This window comes from Planococcus halocryophilus, from assembly GCF_022489025.1.
Classification (GTDB): domain Bacteria; phylum Bacillota; class Bacilli; order Bacillales_A; family Planococcaceae; genus Planococcus; species Planococcus halocryophilus_A.
Window position 1 is genome coordinate 563859 of record NZ_JAKVTG010000001.1, and the last position, 14856, is coordinate 578714.

Annotated in this window: 13 protein-coding genes; 9 read left to right on the forward strand and 4 right to left on the reverse strand. The window is 35.1% G+C overall.

The annotated features are described in order from the left end of the window. Nucleotides 1-34 precede the first annotated feature (34 nt). The 8 genes from MLE13_RS18025 to MLE13_RS02800 all read left to right on the forward strand — a co-directional run bounded on the left by MLE13_RS18025 (nt 35) and on the right by MLE13_RS02800 (nt 8835). The gene (locus MLE13_RS18025) at nt 35-1081 is read left to right on the forward strand and encodes a DinB family protein (protein ID WP_346429148.1); all 1047 of its coding nucleotides are present in this window, start codon (nt 35-37) and stop codon (nt 1079-1081) included. 111 nt (nt 1082-1192) lie between these two features. Further along, the gene (locus tag MLE13_RS02770; protein WP_240747908.1) at nt 1193-1591 is read left to right on the forward strand and encodes a nucleoside 2-deoxyribosyltransferase; all 399 of its coding nucleotides are present in this window, start codon (nt 1193-1195) and stop codon (nt 1589-1591) included. 31 nt (nt 1592-1622) lie between these two features. Further along, a complete protein-coding gene (locus MLE13_RS02775; protein ID WP_240747909.1) occupies nt 1623-2006 on the forward strand; it encodes a nuclear transport factor 2 family protein in 384 nt (127 codons plus the stop codon). A 466-nt stretch (nt 2007-2472) separates the two neighbouring features. Next, nucleotides 2473-3039, forward strand: a complete 567-nt coding sequence (locus tag MLE13_RS02780) for a GNAT family N-acetyltransferase (protein WP_240747910.1) — start codon at nt 2473-2475, stop codon at nt 3037-3039. Nucleotides 3040-3074: 35 nt separating this feature from the next. Then, a complete protein-coding gene (locus tag MLE13_RS02785) occupies nt 3075-3848 on the forward strand; it encodes an SDR family NAD(P)-dependent oxidoreductase (RefSeq protein WP_240747911.1) in 774 nt (257 codons plus the stop codon). Between the two features lie 68 nt (nt 3849-3916). After that, nucleotides 3917-4657, forward strand: coding sequence for a WbqC family protein (locus MLE13_RS02790; protein ID WP_240747912.1), 741 nt, complete (start codon nt 3917-3919; stop codon nt 4655-4657). Between the two features lie 40 nt (nt 4658-4697). Continuing rightward, nucleotides 4698-5672 (forward strand): glycosyltransferase family 2 protein, encoded by a 975-nt coding sequence (locus MLE13_RS02795; protein ID WP_240747913.1) that lies wholly within the window; start codon nt 4698-4700, stop codon nt 5670-5672. Between the two features lie 301 nt (nt 5673-5973). Continuing rightward, nucleotides 5974-8835, forward strand: coding sequence for an ATP-binding protein (locus MLE13_RS02800; RefSeq protein WP_240747914.1), 2862 nt, complete (start codon nt 5974-5976; stop codon nt 8833-8835). A 53-nt stretch (nt 8836-8888) separates the two neighbouring features. On the opposite strand, the gene MLE13_RS02805 is transcribed toward MLE13_RS02800, so the two are convergent. The 4 genes from MLE13_RS02805 to MLE13_RS02820 are packed head-to-tail and all read right to left on the reverse strand — an operon-like array spanning nt 8889 to nt 13320. Beyond that, nucleotides 8889-9245 (reverse strand): response regulator transcription factor, encoded by a 357-nt coding sequence (locus MLE13_RS02805; RefSeq protein WP_240747960.1) that lies wholly within the window; start codon nt 9243-9245, stop codon nt 8889-8891. 18 nt (nt 9246-9263) lie between these two features. Further along, nucleotides 9264-10661: a glycosyltransferase family 2 protein gene (locus MLE13_RS02810; protein WP_240747961.1), complete on the reverse strand. Its 1398-nt coding sequence runs from the start codon at nt 10659-10661 to the stop codon at nt 9264-9266. After that, nucleotides 10661-11713, reverse strand: a complete 1053-nt coding sequence (locus MLE13_RS02815) for a HEAT repeat domain-containing protein (RefSeq protein ID WP_240747915.1) — start codon at nt 11711-11713, stop codon at nt 10661-10663. The genes MLE13_RS02810 and MLE13_RS02815 overlap by 1 nt, the downstream gene beginning before the upstream one ends. Then, a complete protein-coding gene (locus MLE13_RS02820) occupies nt 11710-13320 on the reverse strand; it encodes a diguanylate cyclase (protein ID WP_240747916.1) in 1611 nt (536 codons plus the stop codon). Before MLE13_RS02820 ends, MLE13_RS02815 begins: the two co-directional genes overlap by 4 nt. A gap of 312 nt (nt 13321-13632) precedes the next feature. Between MLE13_RS02820 and MLE13_RS02825 the strand changes: the two genes are divergently transcribed. After that, on the forward strand, nt 13633-14733 hold the full coding sequence (locus tag MLE13_RS02825) for a flavin monoamine oxidase family protein (protein ID WP_240747917.1): 1101 nt from the start codon (nt 13633-13635) through the stop codon (nt 14731-14733). Nucleotides 14734-14856: the final 123 nt, after the last annotated feature.

Consider the following 14856-nt stretch of genomic DNA (forward strand, 5'->3'; position numbering starts at 1 on the left):
TTACCAATTGACAATAAAGGCATATTTCTTTTAGGTGGGAATTGCGCCAGATGCAACGTATTCGAGAGAACAAAAAACAGCATCGCATTTTTTGGAAGAAAGTTTAGAGGACGGAACTAGATTTGTGAATTACGAGCTTTTTGTTAAGAAGTACAGTTCTCATTTTCAAATCGACTACATACTCGGGTATTTAACACATTTAATAGCTGATGATATATGGTTAAAGCAAATATACTTTAAGAACAATTTCAAAAAGCGTGTAGATGCGGATCCAAGCTTATTGGAAAGATGGCATAATGATTTTAGGAAATTAAACGGTAAGTTAATTGAATGGTTTAATTATACGGGGTTAAAAAATGAGTTGGAATCTAGTAGAGTACCGGTAACTAACATTCAAGAAATCAAATATGAAAATCTTCAAAAATTTAAAGAAGAAACGCTTTTAGACTTTTGTTATTCTGCTGAAGATTTAAATGAAGAGTTGGAAGTTTATACATTTGAACAAATTCTAGAATATATTGATTTGGCAGTTAATGCAGTTCTTGAGAACGATAAATTAATCAATTTAATCGAGAGGAGAAATTGTATGAGCGGCAAAGAAATACTTTCAGTATTCAGAAACGATCTTAGTAATTATTCTCCAGCGCAGCTAACACATATTCACGAGCAAGGCGTTTGGTCGATTGGGCAAATGTATGACCATATTATTTTAGTAGCGCATGAGTATCTCGACAATGCAGAAGCTTGCACTAGGTTAACAGAAGAACAGCCTTTAGGAAAAACTCAAATGGGTGAACAGTTAATGAAAGATGGTGGATTTCCACCTGTCAAAATCAGACTTCCGGATGAAATGAATACCCCTCCTAACAATACAGATAGTAAAGAAGTGCTCGCTAATAGAATCGACAAAGTGATTGAAAGACTAGAACAGTGGGAAGTGGATATAGATTTAGTAAATCCAAATTACAAGATTGAACATGGGGGATTTGGCTGGTTAAATGCAAAGGAATGGATTGAACTAGTTGAAATGCATTCTCGACATCACCTGCGTCAACAAAAAGAGCTAGAGCGTTATATTTAACGAAACCAATTTAAAAATCTTGTTATTTTCTCTGCATCTCAAAAAAGCCGCTAATTAAATTGGTGGCTTTTTTATAGACTGTTATGAGTGAAAAGTTAAGGGGGGAAACAATTGAGATTTTATGTGGCATCAAGTTTTAAAAACAAAGAACAAGTAAAGTATGTTAGTCATCAATTAACAATGAAGGGATATGTGCATTCGTACGACTGGACTAAAAATGACCGTCCGACAACTTTAGAAGCATTAACAGAGATCGGAATTAAAGAAAAAGAGGCTGTGATGAATTCAGATGTTGTGATTGTTTTACTACCAGGAGGAAAAGGAAGTCACATAGAGTTAGGAATAGCGATTGCTGCTCAAAAGAAGATTTTTTTGTATTCTCCGGATAATGACATTGATGATTTAGCATTAACAAGTACTTTTTATCAGTTGCCAGAAGTTCAAAAAGTAATCGGAACGCTAGACGACTTACTAGTAACCGTATGCTCAAAATACCAAATGAGTACTTAAGAAAAAGCAATGATAGAGAGGGGAAATGGTCATGAAGCACAATTTAGAAACGAATAAAAAGAATGCGAAGGAATTTTATGAAATGGCTTATTTGGGTAAGCCAGCTGAAGCTGTTCAAAAATATGTAGGGGAAGAATACATTCAGCACAATCCGGATGTCGAAAATGGCAAAGAAGGGTTTATAAAATATTTTGAGAAAATGCATAAAGAATTTCCCAACAAAAGTATTGATTTTGTTCGGGCGATTGCACAAGATGATTTAGTTTCTCTCCATACCCATCAAGTTTGGCCAGATGAAGAAGAGTATATAACTATGGACTTTTTCCGTTTCGATGAGCAGGGAAAAATTGTAGAGCATTGGGATGCCATTCAAAAAATTCCAGAAAGATCAAAATCGGGAAATCCAATGTACTAATTATTTTAAGCAAATCGTCAACAGGCAGAAGTTAAATTTATGTAGATTTATTGCTTGTTCAAAAAAAGTTATTCTAACTGAATTTACAAAAGAGACATAGAAAAGGTGGAATTTCGCCTTCTCTATGTCTCTTTTGTTTATGCAATAGAAAACTATGCATTTATAGAACCAATTTATTTCCAGTAAAAAGAATATTAGATGCTAAATAGAAAATATTTATAAATTTATGTCTTAATTTTCAGATAATATGGTATTATAGAACTGAGATTAAAGTTTAATGCAGGATTTTAGTGCTGGTTCTATTAAAACGCTATTATTTATAGGTCAAAAGGCTATAACGGAAGCTCGTTAATTGTTGGATTTTTTAAGGCTAGTTAATGGGATTCATTTAAAGGGAGCCGATGTTAATAGTGTTTTCCATTAAATACACAAATTAAAAAATAAGTAAAAGAAGGGGGATGAGCATATGAATGTTAAGGGGAAAAAAGTAACGCTTCGTGCATTAGAGAGAGCAGACATGGAAGAGTTGAGAAGTTATTATAATGATCCAGAAATAGCCCCCTTACTTGGAGGATGGACAATTCCGATATCTTCGGAACAACAAAATCGCTGGTTTGATCGATTGGAATTTGATAACCGAAATCTACGTTTGGCAATTGAAACAGAAGAAGATGGATTTATTGGCATCTCGAACATATTAAATATTGATTATAGAAATCGTTCGGCACATCATGGGATTTTAATTGGAAAAAAAAATATGCGCGGACATGGATATGGTCGCGATACAGTAATGACCACGATGAAATATGCTTTTGAGGAACTTCAGTTGCACCGCCTAGAAGGAGACATTCTAGAACATAACGTGCCTTCGTATAATTTGTTTATAAAAAAATGTGGATGGATCGAAGAAGGCAGGAAGCGGGATTATGCGTTTCGTAATAACCGATATTACGACCAAGTAATTGTTAGTATTTTAAAAGCTGAGTATGAGCAATTATCCCAAGAAATCGGATATTGGAAAACAGATAGTTAATAATTTTTGATAGTTGTTTGTTTGGAGGAGTATACATGTCGGATAAGTTAAAAGGAAAAGTAGCAATAATTACAGGTGCTGCAGGTGACTTGGGGAAAGCTGTTGCAGAAGTTTTTTTAAAAGAAGGAGCGAAAGTAGCTCTGGTAGATCGCGATCAGCAAGCTCTTCATAATTGTGAAAATTCTCTAACTCATATTGGCGAAGTGTATGGAGTCGTTGCAGATGTTACTTCCGAAAATGAGGTAGCATCTTATGTCGATAAAGTCATGAAAAAATGGGGGAGAATTGATATATTCGTCAACAATGCCGGAATCTTAGGCAAAGTGGCACCACTGATCGAACAAACAGTCGAAGATTTTGATGCGATTTTGAATGTTAATGTCAAAGGCGTTTTTCTTGGTTTAAAAAAAGTGATGCCGGTCATGATTCAACAGAAATGCGGCAGCATTATTAATACTTCTTCGGTTTCAGGCTTAATGGGGAGTAGTGGAAATTCACTTTATGCGGCTACAAAACATGCAGTTGTAGGTTTGACAAAGACTGCAGCTTTAGAAGCAGGATACCACTCAGTTAGAGTAAATTCGATTCATCCTGCACCACTAGATTCGACCATGATGAGAAAAAATGAAGAAGGTATAAACAGCGAAAATCCTTCAGAAGTTCGGAAATTCATAGCTTCTCGTATTCCTCTAGGAAGATACGGGGCAATGTCTGAAGTGGCAAAACTTGTTTTGTTTTTAGCAAGTGATGATTCTCAGTTTATAACAGGTAGCCAATACCGAATTGATGGTGGTATGGGCGCACGTTAACAAAATTAGACAACTACTAAAAATGAGGAGCGGCTTTTCAAAGCGTTAAAATAAAAGGGGATGAGGTTATGAGAGTAGGTATTATGCAGCCATATTTCTTTCCTTATATCGGATATTGGCAATTGATTAAAGCAGTTGATAAATACGTGATATACGATGATGTGAATTATAAAAAAAGAGGCTGGATTAATAAAAATAATATATTAGTCAATGGAGAAGCAAGACCAATTTCGTTAAGAACGTTTAAAGTCAGTCAAAACAAGCGTATTAATGAAATTGAAATTGATCATGATCTTATCTATAAAAAAAAGTTATTAAAAACTATTAAAGAAGCGTATGGCAAAGCGCCATATTTTCAAGATGTATTTAGCTTAGTTGAGAAAATAATAAATTATAGAGAAGCCAATTTAGCGGCGTACTTAACACATTCGATTAAAGAAGTCTGTGCGTATTTAAACATACAGACAGAAATTATCCTGTCATCTAAATTAGTGAAAAGTGAACATCTTAGAGGACAAGATAAAATTTTGGAAATTTGCGGACTTTTTTCAGCAGATGAATACTTAAATGCGGCTGGGGGGCTTTTGCTGTATTCACCTTTAGATTTTCAAGTGCAAGGAATTGAATTGAAAATTATTAAAACAAATCATCTGAGTTATCAACAACGAGATGCAAGAGAGTTTGTTCCTAATTTATCAATTATCGATGTCATGATGTTTAATAGTCCAGAAGAAATTGATGCTATGTTAAATGATTTCACTGTTCTAAATAACTTTTCTGAACTGCTCCAAGCAAGTGGAAGCAGTTGAATGAACATTTATAAACAATGACAATAAAGGGTGAAACGTTATGGCTAAAGATGTTTTAGTAAGTATAGATTGTCTAGTATACAATCATGAAGAGTATATTGTGGAAGCAATCGAAAGCTTTTTAATGCAAAAAACAAATTTTGACTTTGAAATATTAATCCATGATGATGCTTCTACAGATAATACAGCCTCGATTATAAGAGAATATGAAGAAAAGTACCCGGATTTGATAAAGCCGATATACCAAAAGTACAATTTATTTTCTCAAAGCGCTACAATGTTACAAATCAATCAGCGTAGAGCAAAGGGAAAGTATATTGCTATTTGTGAAGGAGATGACTTCTGGACCGACCCTTACAAATTGCAAAAGCAAGTGGATTATTTAGATGCAAATCCTGAATGCGACTTAAGTGTTCATTCTGCTTATCAATATTCAGAAGCCTTAAACAAGGTCGTAGGAAAAGTAAGGCCAAGCCGAAAAAGCCGAATGTTTACTGCTGAAGAAACTATTTTAGGTGGTGGCGAGCTATTTCCAACCAATTCTATGGTATATCGTCGAGTAAAAGCAGATGATGTGCCAGTCTTCTATTTTGATGCAGGGTTTGGAGATTATCCTCTAGCAATTCACCTAGCACATAATGGACAAGTCTATTATATGGATGAGCAAATGTCTGTTTACCGAGTCGATGTGAAAGGGGCATGGTCTGAAAAGACATTAACTAACACCATAAACTCGACGAAACAAAATGATGCAACTGCAAACTTATTGGATAAGATTAATAGTCATACAAACTTCCAATATAATGAAACGATTGAAAAAACAAAAAAGAAAAATTATTTCTATTTATTAATAAGACAGCAAAAATTTAAAGCAACCTTTAATAAAGAGTATGCAATGTTTTTACTGGAAAGTGAATTTGTTAAACGAATATGGAGAAAATTTTGGAAAGCTCGTTACTATTTTAAAGACAAGAGAGATTCTTTTTTTGTGAAACCGCGAAAAAAGTTAACTTAAATAAATTTCACCGAAAATGATCTATATAGAACCAATTCAAGCACCTTCAATTTAGTCAATTGTCATGAGCACATCATGAGATTGAAAAAATTGAAGGTGTTTTACTGTATTATCATGATGGTCAATTTTAATAATATCTCTGTAAAAAATTTCATAATTTTTTATTTGTAAAAGTAATTATTTGAAATGCTAATAACGTATACTGTTATTAAAGAAGATTAATTTATTGAAAGTAAAGTAATCATGCTATTTCTAATAAGTAATTATAAAGAAACTTAGCTGAACATCTAGGAGGAACTGCATGCGGAATTTAAAAGAAAAAGGAATTAGATATAAGTATTTGAAGTTAACTTTTTCTTCAGTACTTATTTGTACATTAATGATTATTGGGATTTATTTTTATATGCATTCCCAACAACTATTATTAGAAGAAGAATATACAGAATTAAGAGAAAAGCAGGGAACATTTAAAGATCTTTCACAATCGTTAAATCAGCTCTTTTTTAGAACAAGAGGTTTTTATGCTTTTCAAAATGAAGAAGAGTTAGAGATGGCTTTTACAGAATTAGAAAGTTTAAAAGACTCGATTTCTAAAATGAATAACTTATCAATAACAAGACAAGAAAGATTACAAATTATTGAGTTAAGTAATTTTATTCGGTTATTTGAAGAAGATATATTTCCTGCAGCAGTGGCTCTTGTTCGTAATGAGGATTATGAAGGTTTACGAGAGTTATCTCGCGGAGGTACGAATACAACCGTAAATGAATTTGTAGCTTTTTCAGAAGAATACGAGGATGTTACTAGACAAGCACTTCAACAAGTAAACGAAGACATGTTAGCGCAAGCTGAGAGTTTATCTTTTGTATTGATACTGTTATTTATTCTCTTATTTATAATAACGGCATTAATCATTTTAAGAGCACTCAATGATATTGTGAAGCCAATTGAAGGTATGCGCGAATCAATTGAGGGATTTGTTAAAGGTGATGAGTTATCTTATATGCCACTTAAACGCTCAGATGAACTAGGCATTTTATCGATGACTTTTCATAATATGATTAATACAATTCAAACGAACCAAGAAAAACTAACTTCCCAAAATGAAGCTTTAACGCTGAGCAAAAGTAAATTGCAAGAACAGCAAAATAAATTGAAATATTCGTTAGAAGAAACGGAACAAACTAAAGATCGTTTGATTCGCTACAACGATTTAAATCATATTTTGTCCTTTACTTTAGATAAACAAAAGCTGATAGAATCGACTCTTGAGTACTTTAGTGAAACTTATGAAATTGATACTGGTGTATTATGGTTACCTAAATCTGGTGAGTATGCATTAAAAGGCTTTACACCTGAAATGTTTATGCAATTAAAAGATGAAAGAAGTGGGTATCTGTTATCACGTTTAGAAGAAAGTGACACATTTACGGTTAAAAGAGAAGCGCAATTGGAAAAAGGTTTTGCAATAGATACAGTATATATCCATGATTTATACTCTGCGGTGAAAAACGAAAATCAAGATAGTGTTGCATTAATTGGTTTATCTCGCATAGGAAGAATTTTTTCTGCAGATGAAGAGTTAGATATTAGTGGGTTATTAAAACGTATTCACTTAGCCATCGATCGTATTCAATTGTATGAAGCAGCCGTACATGAACGAACACTGAATGAACGTATTATCAATAATATCAATGAAGGTATTCAATTTATCTCGAAAGACGGAGTTATGGTTCAACATAACGCTACGATGTGTACCATGTTGAACTGTGGTAACGGACCACTCGATGCTTCAATTTCCCAAGATATATGGGTCAAACGAATGGCTGAACAAACGACATCTCCAGAGTTAATGTTTGAGTTCTTAAGCAATTGTATTCAAGTAAAAGACAAAGAAGCGAATACATTCCGCTATACCGTTAAAGAGCCATATGAACGCGTTATCGATGTTTATAGTACGCCTGTTATGGTGGAAAATGAGAAAAAAGGAACCATTTTTGTGCATCGAGATATTACGAGAGAACACGAAGTCGATAAGATGAAGTCTGAACTAGTCAGTACCGTCAGTCATGAACTTCGTACGCCGTTATCGAGTGTTCTTGGATTTACAGAGCTATTGTTAAATAAACAACTTAAACCAGAAAAACAAGAACGTTATTTGAAAACGATTTATAAAGAAGCAAAACGTTTAACAAACTTAATAAATGACTTCCTCGATTTACAACGAATGGAGTCTGGCGACCAAATATACCGTATGGATAAATTACCAGTTAATGAGTTGATTATCGAAACGGTTGAAAAATTCCGTACACAAAACATGCATTCAATCGTCTTTATCGATGATGCTTCGGATGTAGTTGTTGAAGGTGACCGAGAACGAATAGCTCAAGTATTAATGAATTTGGTTGGTAATGCCATTAAGTTTTCTCCACAAGGTGGCAGTGTAACCATATCAATGAAAAATGATTTAAATAATCTTCGTGTAACAATAAAAGATGAAGGAATCGGCATTCCTGAAGAAGATATCCCGAAATTATTCTCGAAATTCCAGCGAATAGATAACAGCTCGCGACGGAAAATAGGGGGGACAGGTCTCGGTTTAGCTATATGCCAGGAAATCATTCTTCAACATGATGGGAAAATTTGGATTGAGTCAAAAGAAGAACAAGGCACAGCTGTCCATTTTGAGTTACCGCTCGTTTCACAACCTCAAGAATATACAAATCATGAAGGTGCAGAAGAAAATCCACCTGTTATGATTGTAGAAGATGATATGAGTCTGGCGCTATTACTTTCTGAAGAATTGAAAGTTAATGGATTTAAAGTGATTTATCACACGAGCCCTAAAGAAGCATTTAAAGAAGCAAAACGTACGCCGCTTGTTGGAGCAGTAGTTGATATCATGTTAGGTGAAGAGTTGAGTGGTTGGGATCTTGTCGATATGATGAAAGAGGATCCGTTAACGAAAGATATTCCTATTGTCATTTCCTCGGCTTTAGATCCTTCGTCTGACGCAAAAAAAATCGACAAAATCAGTCATTATTTAACAAAGCCATATGCACCGACAAATTTATCAAAAGTGATGAAGAAGTTATTAGACTCTCAAGATCGTGATGGTGCCATTTATTATGCATCGAAAGATTATCAAGAAACTGAAGTATGATTTTAAAGCACATCAAAAAAACGTACAAGCTCTTTAAGAGCTTGTACGTTTTTTTAGGATGCTAATATATTTTCAACAAGAGTCAAAAGTTCCATGGGACTAAATGGTTTTGACATGAAATAATCTGCACCTTTTGAAATGGCTTTTTCTCTGTCCGCATCTTGTGCTTTTGCTGTTAACATTAACACTTTCGTCTGATTTTGATCTTTTCTTAATTCTTCTAAAACTTCTAAACCCGTCAAATGAGGCATCATATAGTCAAGAACAATTAAGTCATAATCGTTTTCTCTAATTTTTTCTAGCGCTTCTTTGCCATCTTCAGCTTCTTCAATGTCAAAGTCGTCTTCGAGAGTGTCAGCTATCAGGATTCGTAAAATATCTTCATCATCTGCTATTAGTATTTTTTTTATGATATTCAGCCTCCTAATTTAAGTTGAAATGCCTTTACGTTTCATATCGCCCCAATGAGCTTTTTTACGGAAAGCCGCGAAAATTCCTTGGATTCTCCATATTACCATAAGAGGACGGTACCAAAAGGCTTCTGTTAAAGCCCAAAAATAGAGACGCATTAAATGGGACACTTTTGGATATTTATGAAGTGTTAATTCTTCTAACAAAACAGCTAATGCTGAAATGAAAGAGCCATACAAGATAGTTACTATAAACATAACTAAGGCAATATTAGGGTCAACCAATGAGAAGAAAAAACCACCGAAAATAATAAAGTAGCCTAAAAACTCAAATACTGCACCAAGTAGCTCAATAAAAAGGAAGTAGGGCATAGAAATCATGCCGACAGCGCCGTATTTTGGGTTTAGCATCATTTTTCGGTGAGTCCATAAAGTTTCAAATAATCCGCGCTGCCAACGTATTCGCTGCGATTTAAGTACATCTAATGATTCAGGTGCTTCTGTCCAGCATACGGGATCAGGTACGTACTCAATCCGTTGTTTAGATTTTTCTTCTCGGAGTAACCGGTGCAGCCTTACCACCAACTCCATATCTTCGCCAACTGTATTTTTATTATAACCACCAGCTTGGATAACACGTTCTTTGTTAAAAACGCCAAATGCACCAGAAACAATAAGTAAAATGTTTAGTCGACTTAAGGCTAAACGACCAATCAAAAACGCACGGAAATATTCTATGATTTGCATAATAACAACCGGGTGTCTTGGTAGATCTATAACTTCTACTTTACTTCTCGAGATGGTAGAACCATTTGCAATTCGAACTGAACCACCTGTTACAATAACTTGTCCGTCAGACTCAATTATTGGTTTCATGGTTTTAATAAGTCCGTCATTTTCTAAAATAGAGTCGCCATCAATTGCACAAAAATACGGAAACGAAGACAAATTAATACCTGCATTCAGTGCATCTGCTTTACCGCCATTAGCCTTTTTAATAAGGCGGACATATGGAAATATAGACGATTGATAGATAGCAATAATTTCGGCAGTAGGGATGTGCGTCCGAAATGCGAATGGAATTTGTACCATTTTAAACTCATTAATCATTTGTTCAGATGTCATGTCTTTTGAGCCGTCATCTATAACGATAACTTCTTTTTGAGGGTATTCTAAAGCCAATAAAGATCGTACAGTGCTAACAACGCCGACTTCTTCATTATAAGCAGGAACAAGAATAGAAACAGGATACGTATTTTGGTTTCTTAAAAGCACATCTGTAGACTCACGGTGAACAAGGTTGTTTTCTTTTTTTACCTTTCGGAAGGCAATTGCAAAGAGACCTAAATAACTTAAACTTGAAAAAAGCAAATAAGCAATGATAAAAGAGGACAATAATAAGAAAAAGCTGTGCATCATTCTTCACTTCCTAAAAGGGATGCTTCCCATTGAGTGGCCATATCTCGTGCAAAACGATCTGGATGATTTGCAGATAAATGACTCAGTAAAATATCGCCATCTGCAAATTGCGTCAACGCTTCAGCAGATGAATAACGAACCCACCAAACAGAATCTCCAAGCAGTTCGCTCAACACTTCTTGATATCGAGATAATTGTAGTTTTCCAGCAATTCGTGCAGCAAACATTCGCTCCTGCCAAGAAGCAGAGTGGAAGAAAGGCGTTAACAAGCTAGGTGAGGATATAGATTGCAAATGTTGAATGGATTTTAATGCTTGAATTCTTAATTCTTCATCATCACTTAGTAATTCTTCTTCAATGCGAGGCAGAAATCCTATCAATCCTGTCATGCCAATGTAAGAAACCGCGGCATGCTTAAGTGCTTTATTGTTGTGTTCATTTTTTAAAGCCATATCTAGTTCTTCTAATTGGATATCCAATTGGAGCCTTTTAAACACATCGATGTATAAGCGAACGGGTGCATCGGCGTAGCGAGCTAATACAGAAAGGGTCATCGGTTCGTTTAATGATGTTAAGGTTCGAATAAGTTGTTGCGTTTCTTGATCTAATCGAAATGATTTTTGTAATTTTTCTTTAAGCAAAGGAGTGAGTGACTTCATATGAAAATCTTCAATGAAATACAATGTGTTCATCCGTATGGCCCAACTTCTACGCTTGAGTTGTTTTTTATAGCGCTCAGTTAAATATTTTTCGGATAATTGTGCGACTTGTGGTGAATTAGCGCTGCCTTTCGTGACAGCCACATAATGATTTAATAAGTATTCCAAAACGATGGTTTGGTTAGACGAAATGCTGATTTCTTTAAGAAATCGATCATCGGTTGGGTCCATCATATACGAACTGAATGATTCAGTTAACAAGTCATATTCTTGGGTAATCGATTGTTCTTTTTTATTTATTAGTAGTTTTCGTAAAGATAAAAATAGCAATAAAAGTAGTTGGCTCAGGAATAAGAAAGCAATTAGTACCCAGAAGAAATAAATGTTCATTTAAATAGCCTCATTGTTAGTCGTTGGACACGCGCAACTACTTCTTGTGCATAAAATGGCTTCAGTATGTAGTCATCCGCTCCACTTCGTAAAGCAAGTACGATATCTGATTCATTTGAACGTGAAGTAAGCATCGAAATGACAATATTTTCATTTGGATATTGGCTACGCACATGACTTAAAACTTCTAAACCATCCATCTTCGGCATCACTCCATCAAGTAAAATCATGTAATTTTCCTCTGGCTTGTACCAGTCCGACTCGATAAAGCTGATACCATCTGCATGTTCTTCTATGTTGATATCAAAGTCATCCGGTTTCCAACCAGCAAATTGCTTTATAATCAGCTTCCGCACAAGTGAATCATCATCAACGATAATGATGTTAAGCTGGCGTCTTAAGTCATGTGTAGCGATCTCATACATCATTGTCTGATTGCGACCATTTTTTTTCGCTTGATACAAAGCCTGATCTGCTTTATCGATTAACGTACCTTGTTTTTGAAGATACTCACTTATCCCAGCTGAAAATGTAACGTGAAAGAGATTATTCAATTGATCGGTAAAGGCAATTTCGGCAAAGTCTACCCGAATTTGTTCTACTAAAGCTATAGCAGTTTGTGCTGTAGTATCTGGAAGAATTAAAGCAAACTCTTCGCCGCCATATCTGAAAAAGTAATCCGATTCTCGTTTTTTCTTCAATAAGAGTTGGCTAAAAGCTTGTAAAACTTCATCTCCTATAGGATGTCCATAACTATCATTTACTTTTTTAAAATGATCTAAATCGAATAATACAAGTGTGAACGTTTTTTTAGTTTTCTCTGACAATGTAGTCATTTGGATCAGTACATCATTAAAGTATTTTCTGTTCCCGGCACCCGTTAATTCATCGTAAAGTGTTTCTTGCAAAATCATTTTTTGGTGGCACAGACGATTTAAAACATAAGGAACAAAAAGTGACATATTCAAAGGTTTGGAGAGAAAATCAGTTGCCCCTATTTCCATCGCTTTAATTTGATGTTCAATTCGATCATCTGTACTGACAATAGCAAGAGGTACATACTGATTTCTAGCAGGTTCATAAATTCTAGAAACCAAATCAAACCCATCTATATCTGGCAGTTGTAAATCTACAATAACCATTTGAGGTTGAAGTGTATAAAATAATTCGATGCCTTTTTTTCCGTCAAGCGCAATAACTACTTGAATTCCATGCTCTTCTAGAGATTCTTTAATATAAGAAGCTAACTCCGCATCAGAATCAATAACTAAAACAAATAAATCGTTTGTCGGTATGTCTTTTGTTAGATTTACTGCTATGTCAACATTAGCAGGAGCGTCTTCCTCGAGGAAATAGCTTCTTAATACAGACATCAAATCTTGCAAGGAATCGGCTGGTAGTAAAGTGTCGCTGTCCTCAGCAAAAGCTTCTAATTGTGTGCCACAAAATACAGACAGATCCATCAGCCCAATCGTACCCGCTGTACCTTTCATCGTATGTAAAAAACGATACATATCACGTTCTGGAACTTCTTGCTGTTTAACCCATTTTGAAAAGTCTTTTTCCATTCGTTCTGAGAGCATTAATTTATAATTTGTACGAGACAAGTCCTTCACCTTCTTAAAAAATAATATCAATATACTTCCACTATACTATATAAATTCCTATTATGCGTTTCTTGATAACTACAATATGAAAAGTTAAGTGTGAACAAAGCGCATAGCTCTTGTCAACTAAATAGAGCTATCTAATATTTAAACAGATGGCTAGTAACAATCCTGAAAAGCAATTATTCAGAAAGAAATAAATAGGAACTTTATCAAATAAAAGGTAATGTATTATAATGGGCTGTACAGTAATGATGAATAAACTAAAGGTAGAAAATATAATTTTGAAAATAGGTAATAGGAGGAAAGTGTATGCAAAAACCAGTTATTATTGTAGGAGCAGGTTTAAGTGGCTTACGCGCTGCATCATTGCTAACTGAGCAAGGAATAGCCTGTAAAGTTATCGAAGCAAGAGATAGATTAGGGGGCAGAGTTTTAAGTACATCTGTACCAAATCAAGAAAATTTAGGTAGATTTGATCTTGGACCAACATGGTTTTGGCCACAATATGAGCCGAAAATTGCAGAATTTGTGAATAAACTCGGTCTAGAAACTTTTGTTCAACAAAATGACGGAGACTTACTAGTTGAACGATTTCAAAGAAAGCCACCTGAACGCTGTTTAATGCAAGAAAATGTTCATGAAAGAGGAGTTCGGATTACCGGAGGGATGAAGTCGTTAATAGATGCAGTAGCAAAGACCATTCCTTCTTCTATTATCGAGCTGGAAACGCGAGTCAGTAAAATTTTCTTAGATCAAGCAGGGGAAATTACAGTTGAAGTAAAAAAAGCTGAGGGGGAGAGAAAACAAGTTACAGCTGCTCATGTCATTATGGCATTGCCGCCTCGTCTTGTTGCAAGTCATATTGAATTTTCACCCCCTTTACCTGCAGAACTTATGGCGGATATTACGGAAAAACCGACATGGATGGGTTCTCAAGCTAAAGCAGTAGCTGTGTATGAACGACCATTTTGGAGAGAGTCTGGATTGTCCGGTCTTGTGTTAAGTTCAGCAGGTCCACTGCAAGAAATTTATGATGCTTCACCTATTTATGGAGCAGGAGCGTTATTTGGCTTTTTCGGAATAACTTCAGAAGTACGCCAAGAGATGGGACAAGAAAAAATCGCGGAATTGGTAACGAATCAATTGGTCAAGCTTTTTGGAAGGGATGCTGAAAATCCACTAGCCATTCTGTATAAAGATTGGTCCAATGATGCTGAAACTGCGGTTCTAGAAGACTCGAGCCCATTTAAAAATTATGCAAGCTATGGTCAACCACCGATTTCGGGCTTATGGAAAGAAAAGTTGATTTTTTCTGGAACAGAAACCAATGCTCAATTTAGTGGCCATCTCGAAGGCGCACTGCATTCTGCTGAAACTGCGGTAGCCCAAATAATTGCTTTACGAAAGTAGTTTATTGATTTTCTCCTCGTATAGAGGAGGGAAGGGAAATGCCATTTTCTTATAACAAGTTAGACGTAAAGGGGAAGTTTAAAAGAACTGTGATCTTAAGCTTTTTTGCAGTCATTGTAATAA